At 72.5% G+C, this 7,907-nt stretch carries 7 protein-coding genes; 2 read left to right on the top strand and 5 right to left on the bottom strand.

Features of this window, described 5'->3' with window-relative positions; genetic code table 11:
• Window positions 1-117: 117 nt before the first annotated feature.
• The 3 genes from SSBG_RS01890 to SSBG_RS01880 form a co-directional block, all read right to left on the bottom strand.
• Window positions 118-2,160: a glycosyl hydrolase family 28-related protein gene (locus SSBG_RS01890; RefSeq protein ID WP_008744544.1), complete on the bottom strand. Its 2,043-nt coding sequence runs from the start codon at window positions 2,158-2,160 to the stop codon at window positions 118-120.
• Window positions 2,161-2,440: 280 nt separating this feature from the next.
• Entirely contained in the window at window positions 2,441-3,769 is a 1,329-nt protein-coding gene (locus SSBG_RS01885; RefSeq protein WP_008744543.1) for a radical SAM protein, read from the bottom strand.
• Between the two features lie 105 nt (window positions 3,770-3,874).
• On the bottom strand, window positions 3,875-4,903 hold the full coding sequence (locus SSBG_RS01880) for an LLM class flavin-dependent oxidoreductase (RefSeq protein ID WP_037870962.1): 1,029 nt from the start codon (window positions 4,901-4,903) through the stop codon (window positions 3,875-3,877).
• Window positions 4,904-4,969: 66 nt separating this feature from the next.
• On the opposite strand from SSBG_RS01880, the gene SSBG_RS01875 reads away from it, so the two are divergent.
• Entirely contained in the window at window positions 4,970-5,458 is a 489-nt protein-coding gene (locus tag SSBG_RS01875; protein ID WP_008744541.1) for an HAD family acid phosphatase, read from the top strand.
• Window positions 5,459-5,527: 69 nt separating this feature from the next.
• On the opposite strand, the gene SSBG_RS01870 is transcribed toward SSBG_RS01875, so the two are convergent.
• Together SSBG_RS01870 and SSBG_RS01865 are read right to left on the bottom strand one after the other, a co-directional pair.
• The gene (locus tag SSBG_RS01870; protein ID WP_008744540.1) at window positions 5,528-5,956 is read right to left on the bottom strand and encodes a hypothetical protein; all 429 of its coding nucleotides are present in this window, start codon (window positions 5,954-5,956) and stop codon (window positions 5,528-5,530) included.
• Between the two features lie 32 nt (window positions 5,957-5,988).
• Window positions 5,989-6,231: a dodecin gene (locus SSBG_RS01865; RefSeq protein ID WP_008744539.1), complete on the bottom strand. Its 243-nt coding sequence runs from the start codon at window positions 6,229-6,231 to the stop codon at window positions 5,989-5,991.
• Between the two features lie 305 nt (window positions 6,232-6,536).
• Between SSBG_RS01865 and SSBG_RS01860 the strand changes: the two genes are divergently transcribed.
• Window positions 6,537-7,811, top strand: a complete 1,275-nt coding sequence (locus SSBG_RS01860; protein WP_050776702.1) for an extracellular solute-binding protein — start codon at window positions 6,537-6,539, stop codon at window positions 7,809-7,811.
• Window positions 7,812-7,907: the final 96 nt, after the last annotated feature.

The raw sequence follows: 7,907 nt of genomic DNA, 5'->3' as shown, positions 1-7,907 counted from the left end.
GGCGGAGGGCGCCCCCGTACGCGCGAAGGTGCCGGCCGGGCCTTGGCCGCCCCGGCCGGCACCTGGTCTCAGCGCCCGCCTGTCACGAGGCGCTCGCCCGCCGGGCGCTCCCGCGCGTCACCACGGGCGCGGCGCGGGCGGTGCGACCACCGGCGGGCGGTCGTCGCACGTGATCGTGTTCGGCAGTTCCCACGGCGCGAGCCACGGGCCCGTCGTGCCACCGCCGTCGTTGCCGCCGAGGTCCTTCACGGTGAACTCGGAGCCGGTCGCGGGGAAGTTGAACGAGCCGCAGTTGTTGACGCCGACCGCGCCCACGTTCCGCGCGTCGACGTTCTCGAAGGACGCGGACCCGGCGACGCGCGCGCTGAGCACCGAGGTGCCCGTGCCATCGACCCGTACGTCCTTGAACCTCAGCCCCTCCAGCTTGACCTTGTCCTTCACGCCGTAGTCGCTGACCAGCATGATGGCGTTGTAGGTGCTGTCGAGGTAGTGGTCCCCGGTGACGCGGATGTCCGCGTCGATGTCGCGGTCGAGGGCGTAGAACCAGATGGCGCCGAGGCCGATCTTCCAGTTGAGGTCGAGCGTCCCGGCGCGGACGGCCGTGTTGTCGCGGAAGTCGAGCCGCCCGGTGAAGGGCTCGGCGCCGAAGCGCGAGCCGGCGTGCAGGCCGCTGCCCTCGCGCACGGGGTCGGCGACGAGGTTGTCGCTCACGGTGGTGTTCTCGCCGCCGTAGATCGCGATGGCGTTGGCGAGGACGGGGGACTGGACGGTGTTGTGGTCGAAGGTGTTGCCGCTGTTCTGCGTCTTGTCGGCCCACATCGCGAGCCCGTCGTCGCCCGAGTTGCGGACGAAGACGTCGCGGACGAGGGAGTCGCGGACGCCGGTGTGGAAGTTGAGGCCGTCGGCGATCTGGTCGGCGATGACCGTGTCCGTGACCTTCGTGTCGCGCATCGGGCCGTCGAACCAGATCCCGACCTTGGTGTGGTGCAGGTAGAGGCCGCTGAGCGTGGAGTCGCTCATCGCCCCGCCGATGGCGTTCACCTGGTCGTTGTCGATGCGCTCCCGTACGTCGCCCTCGATCGCGAAGCCGGCGAGGTGCACGTTCTTCGAGCCGCCCTCGGCGGCGGGCCTGCCGTAGAGGCCGACGCCCGTGTACGTCGATCCGTCCTCGGCGGGCTCGGCGAGCGCGACCTCCTTGCCCTTGAGGACCGTGTACCAGCTTCCGGCGCCCTCGATCGTCACGTCGTCCACGACGATGTGCCGGTTGACCTGGTACGTCCCCGGTGGAAGGTAGACCTTGAGGCGGGCGTGCCGGGCGAAGGCGATGGCGCGCTCGATCGCCGCCGCCGAGTCCCGGCGGCCGCTCGGGTCGGCGCCGAAGGCGAGGACGTTCGCGGCCAGGAGCCTGACCCTGGGCGGGGCGATCTTCTCGGAGTCGAGCAGGTCGATCGCGGTCCACGCGGCCTTGCTGCCGCGCGGCACGGTGAGCCGCACCTTCTCACCGGCGCGGTACGTGCGGTCGAGGCGGAGCCGCTGCTCGTCGTAGAAGTGGCTGGGCCGGAAGGGCTTGTCGAAGGCGGGCGCCGGTGTCGTGGCGGCCGGTACGCAGTCGCACTCGGTGGTCCACCAGTCGGCGTGCAGGAGGTCGCCCTGCGGGTCGTTCGAGAAGGGGTACTGGTTGTAGAGCCACGCGTACTGCGAGGTCAGCGTCATCGTGGCGCGCTTCGCGCCGCCGAGCGAGACGTCGAGCGGCGCGGTGATCCCGCCGCCCCCGGGCGCGTCGGGGAGGCTGTAGCGCACGGTGAGCGCGTTGGCGTCCTTCGGCAGCGTGAACTCGACGTACTGGCCGGGCGTCAGCTGCACGGCGGAACGGCCGCTCGCCTCGGCGGGCAGTTGGTAGGGGGTGCGGTCGGGCCCGAGCACGGTCCCGTCGGTCGCGGCGTGCTCGGCCTCCTGCTCCACGAAGCCGACGCGGGCGCCGCGCCCGGCGACGAGCGCGGGGTCGAGTCCCGCGCGGGTGACGGAGGGGCCCGCGCTCGCGGGCCCCGAGGCGAGGACGGGGGCCGCGCTCAGGAGCCCGGCGCCGAGCGCGGCGGCGGTCAGGGCGGCGAGCAGGGCTGGTCTGCGACGGGCTGCGGGCGTGCCGTGCCTGTTGATCACGGGCGTTCCTCTCGAACCATGGGCACCACGGGAAACGGGAGCGGCCGCGTGCGTATGGGGGGAGGGACGTGCGCCGGAGGCTCCGGACACATTAAGGACCGTCAGCGGACCGCGCACAAGAGACGGGCACGAGCTTTTTCATGTGACTGTCGGGTGAATGCGCTTGCTTGTGAAGTTCTTGCGACCCGGCTTGCGGTGGCGATCGGGTCCCGGGCACGCCGAAGGCCCCCGTACCGGCGGCGGTACGAGGGCCTTCACGGCTGTCGGGGCAGTGCGAGCGTCACACGACGCTCGGCGCCACCGAACTGTTCGGGTCCAGGCTGTCCATGAAGGAGCTGACCGAGAAGACGGCGTTGCCCGCCCCGGCCGGGCCGTAGCCGGGGGGCGAGGAGAGCCCGTACTCCTCCATCGTCGCCCGGTACGCCTGGAGCAGCCGGATGTGGTACTCCAGCGGCGCTCCGCCCGGGTTGGTCTTGCCGAGCGGCGTGGTCGGCTCGGGGCACCACGTCGTGAAGCGCGGCGTGATGCCGTGCGACATGAAGAAGCGCAGCCCCTCGGTCGTGGACGCGATCGCCTCTTCCACGGTCGTGAAGCCGAAGGGCTCGGCCATCTCCACGCCCGCGACGAAGTTCGGGATCACGTTGCGCGCGCCGAAGATCTCGGCGGAGTCCAGGATGCGCTTGTGCCACTCGTCCCGGCCGACGTAGCGCTCCTTGCCGGGGCAGTACAGCTCGAAGAGCCGCCGGTCCCACACCTCGAAGTTGGGGTGGTAGATCTGCACCCCGTAGTCCTTGAAGCGCTGGACGTCGTCCCTGGGCAGCGCCTGCGCGACGACCTTGCCGATCCAGCGGCCGGGGAAACGCTCCTCGATCGCCTTCGCGTAGTGCCCGTAGAAATCGGCCTCGTCGCGCCCGGCGACCTTCGAGGTGATCGCGCCGCCGGTCAGCGTGTACGCGGTGGAGGTCTTCGCCGTGTCGTACCTGTCGATGATCTCCAGCGCCTCCAGGACCTCGTCCACGTCCTTGACGCCGGTGTAGGGACGGCCGGCCGCCTTGTGCTGGCGCCAGTTGTGGTTGATGTCGCAGTACTGGCACTCCTCCTTGGCGCCGAAGTACTGGCAGACCCGGAAGACGGTCAGGTAGATCAGGTAGCCCCACTGGATCGTCGGCGCGACCTCCATCACCGACTTGCCGTTGGAGAGCTTGTGCTTGTAGTACTCCGGCATCGGCGGCACGCCCACGTCCGCGATGCGCTTGCCGTCGAGGAACAGCGCGAGCATCCCGTCCCCGTCGGCGGCCACGCGGTAGGGCGAGGCGGGGTTCACGCGCACGGAGACGACGGTGCGGCGCAGGTCGTAGGGACCGCCGGTGAGGACGATCTCCTCGGGCGGACGGCGCAGCGCGGCCTCGCCCAGCTCCGGGAGCGTCCCGTGATCGAAGGAGAAGATGAAGTACGACTTCGGTTTGACCTCGCCCGACTCGTTGTCGCTCAGCGCCGACTTGTCGAAGGCCACGCCGCCGCGCAGCAGGTCCTCCTTGAAGACCGCTTCCCTCGGTACCCCGGGGAACCGCTCAAGGAGGTCCTCCACCAGGGCCGTACGGCTGTCCATCCTCACTCCTCACTTCTCCCCCGTGTCCTTGCCGCCCACGGTAGACCCCCGCGCGCGGCACGTCCGGCACCCCTCCCGCCCCCCGTCTGCCCGGGGTGCCGGTGTCTATTGTCCGGTTCGCCCCGCGAGCCCCGTCAGCCGGGCCAGCCTCCGGAAGGAATCGAGCAGCGCCACGCGGTCGAACGTGCTCGTCGTCACCAGGTACTCGTCGGCGCCGGTACGGCCGAGCAGCCGTTCCAGCTCCGCCGCGACCTCCTCCTCGGTGCCCGCGACGTGCCCGCGCAACGCGTCCTCGTACAGCGGGCGCTCCCGCTCGCCCAGCGTCCGCCCCGCGACCTCCCCGGCCGGGAGGAGCGGCGGGAAGACACCCCGGGTGCGGGACCACATCGCGGCGTACGCCTCGGGCAGGAGCAGCCGCCGCGCCTCCTCCGCCGTCCCCGCGACGGCGACCGTCCCGGAGAGGACGACGTACGGGTCCGGGTTTCCCGGCGAAGGACGGAAGTCCGCCCGGTAGGCGTCGAGCGTGCGCAGCAGCTCGTCCTCGCCGCGCACCGCCGCGATCACGAGCGGCAGCCCTGCGCGCGCGGCCAGGCCCGCGCCCCGGCCGGTGGCGAGCACGAAGAGCGGCGGGCGCAGGCCCTCGGCGGTGACCGCGCGCACCCCCCGGTACGTGGACTGTGTGCCGTCGAACCAGCCGCGCAGCTCGGCGAGCTGCTCCGCGAAGCGCTCCAGGGCCGCGTCCTCCTTGCCGTGCCCGAGCGCGCGCCGCACCTCGTTGGTGAAGCCCACCGAGCGGCCGAGGCCGAGGTCGGCGCGGCCGGGGTGCAGGCCGGCGAGCACCCCGAACTGCTCGGCGACGACGAACGGCCGGTGATTGGGCAGCATCACGCCGCCCGTGCCGACCCTGATCCGCTCCGTCGCGCCCGCCACGGCCGTCGCCAGCACGAGCGGCGCCGCCCCGGCGACCCCCGGCACCCCGTGGTGCTCGGCGACCCAGAAGCGGTGGTACCCGAGCGCCTCCGCCTCACGGGCGAGGGCGACGGTGTCGCGCAGGGCCTCGCCGGGCGCGTGCCCCTCGCGCACGCGGGAGCGGTCGAGCACGGAGAACCTGGTGGTGTCGATGGCGGAGCCCACGTGCGTGATCAACGCCGGGGGCGGGCGCGCGATTCCCGGCGGAGCGCTCCGCCGTACGGTGGGGGAGTGCGCGACACCAGGCCGCTGGCCCTCTTCGACCTCGACAACACCCTCTCGGACGCGGGTCACCGTCAGCACTTCCTGCGCGGCGCCCGCAAGGACTGGCGCGGGTTCTTCGCCGCCGTCGCGGACGACCCGCCGCTCGCCGCGGGGCTCGCGCTCGTCCATGGCACGGAGGCGGAGGGCACCGCCGTCGGCTACCTGACCGGGCGTCCGGAGCGCTGCCGGGCCGACACGGTGCGCTGGCTCGCCGCCCAGGGGCTGCCCGAGGGGCCGCTGTGGCTGCGCGGGAACGCGGATCGCAGGCCCGCGAGGGTCACCAAACTGGAGCGGCTGCGCCTGCTGGCCCGGACCCGGACCATCGCCTTCCTCGCCGACGACGACGAACTCGTGTGCCGCGACGCGGAGGTGGCGGGCTTCCGCGTCGTACGGGCCGTGTGGGGCCGCGAGGCGGCCGAACTGCACGCGGCGCAGGAGAGGGACGGGCGCACGTGAGGACCGCCTGAGCCCGCCTCGCCGTCACGAAGCGGTCGCGCGCGGCTCCCTTCGGCTCGCGGGGGCTCGCTACGGCGTCCAGTGCGCCCGCAGGGCCGTGAGCCGGGCGGCGTCCACCTCCGGGGGGACGCAGGCCCTCGCCCGTGCCGCCGACAGGAAGTCCGCCGGCAGGCGGACGTGCGCGTGGGCGACGTAGTGCGCGAGGTCGAGACGCCAGACCCAGGTGCCGTCGGTGAGGAGCGAGGCCGCACGGGTGAGCGGGGGCGCCTGCGGGGCGAGGACGTCGGGCAGCGCGTCCCGTACGACGCGCAGGAGCAGGCCCGCGCGGAGATACGCGAGAAGCCCCGCCTCGTCGGACTCGCCGCGCGCCCGGGTCGCCGCGCGCAGCGGCCCCGCGTCCCGTGCCAGGGAGGGGCGGGGGCCGGGCAGCCCGGCGAAGAAGCCAAGAGAAAAACCGGGCGTGCCGGGGCGGCGCGCCCCGGCACGCCGCGCCCGCACGCTCCCCTGCCCCGGCCGCCGTCCCCGCGCCCTCAGACCGCCGCGTCGCCCGTCGCCCCGTCCTCGGCCCCGTCGATGCGGAAGCCGACCTTCAAACCCACCTGGTAGTGCTCGATCTCGCCGTCCTCGATGTGCCCGCGCACCTGCGTGACCTCGAACCAGTCAAGGTTGCGCACCGTCTGTGCCGCGCGCCTGATGCCGTTGCGGATCGCGTCGTCGCAGCCCTCGGTGGAGGTGCCGACGATCTCGGTGACCCGGTAGACGTGCTCGCTCATCGCGTCGCTCTCCTCGCAGTCGTACGGTGCCGGGCGGTACGGTTCCGCCCGCCGTCCGGCAGGTGCCCGTTCCACGGTGACGCACTCCCCGCGCGGGCGCGAGGCGAGCCGGGCGCCCGGAGGGGGCCGGGCCGCGCGGGGCCGTCGTGGACGAGCGATGGCCACTTCGTGTCTTTCTCGTGTCCCGGACACCCCTTGACCCCTCGCAAAGGTCCATACCAGACTCGTGACACACCCGTCACGCGCCGCAGGCGTTCCCCCAGACCGGGTCCCCCCTGCCTGTTCGCGGACAGAAAGCCACCCTCGTGAAGAACCACCGTCTGCTCGCCACCGCCGCGCTGCTCACCTCGACCGCGGTCCTCTGCGGCTGCGAAGTACTGCCCGGCTCCGGCGGGGACCGTACGACCGTCACCGTGTGGCTCATGAAGGACAGCGCGTCCCCCGCCTTCCTCAAGCGCTTCACGGAGGACTTCGAGAAGCAGCACGACGATCTCGACGTCGACATCAAGATCCAGTCGTGGAACGGCATCGTGGAGAAGGTCGGCAAGGCCCTCAAGGGGGGCGAGGACGTCGAGGTGCCCGACGTCGTGGAGGTCGGCAACACGCAGGTGGCCCGGTACGTGGACCAGGGCGGGCTCTACGACGTGACGCTGGAGTCGATGCGCGACCTCGGCATGGACGACTGGCTCCCCGGCCTCGCCGAGCCCGGCCGCTTCAACGGCACGCAGTACGGCGTGCCGTGGTACGCCGCCAACCGCGTCGTCATCTACAACAAGGACCTCTTCGACCAGGCCGGGATCACCAAGCCCCCGCGCGATCGCGCCGAGTGGCTGCACGACACCGAACTCCTCAACCGGGGCGGCAACCAGGGCATCTACCTCGCGGGCCAGGACTGGTACACCCTCTCGGGCTTCGTCTGGGACGAGGGCGGCGACCTCGCCAAGGACACCGGCGCCGGCTGGAAGGGCAGCGTGGACAGCGCCAAGGCGCTCGCGGGCATGGACTTCTACACCCAGCTCCAGGCGCTCGGCAAGGGGCCGAAGACCGCCGACGAGGAACACCCCCCGCAGGCCCAGGTCTTCGCCAAGGGCGGCGTCGGCCAGATCATCGGGGTGCCGGGCCAGGCTTCGCTGATCCTGGAGCAGAACCCGGAACTCAAGGGCAAACTCGGCTTCTTCCCGGTCCCCGGCAAGACCGCGGGCAAGCCGGGCGCGGTCTTCACCGGCGGCTCCGACCTCGTCGTGACGCGCCGCTCCGACGACCACGAGGCGGCCCTCAAGGTCGTCGCCGAACTCGCGGGCGAGCGCTGGCAGAAGGACCTCGCCAGGACGATGAACTACGTGCCCAACAAGACGACCCTCGCGGGCGCGGTCTCCGACGAGCCCGGCGCCGCCGCGATGGCCAAGGGCGCCAAGTCCGGTCACGCGACGCCGAACTCGCCCCGCTGGGCGAAGGTCGAGGCGGACAACCCGATCAAGACCTACATGACGAAGGTCCTCGCGGGCGGCGACAAGGGGAAGGCGGCGCGCGAGGCGTCCGAGGCCATCACGAAGGCGCTGGACGTCAACAGGGCGGGCTGAACCGCGACGAGCGGGAGGCGGGGGAGCGGGGCGGGCGCCGGACCGCAGGCGCGAGGGCGCAGGGGCGCGAGCGAGGGCGGACGGGGACGCGAGGAC

Origin of the sequence: Streptomyces sp. SPB074 (assembly GCF_000154905.1) — a bacterium.
In the GTDB taxonomy this organism is placed as follows: Bacteria; Actinomycetota; Actinomycetes; order Streptomycetales; family Streptomycetaceae; genus Streptomyces.
The sequence above is the reverse complement of the archived record's forward strand: the minus strand, read 5'-3'. Positions and strand labels throughout refer to the sequence as shown.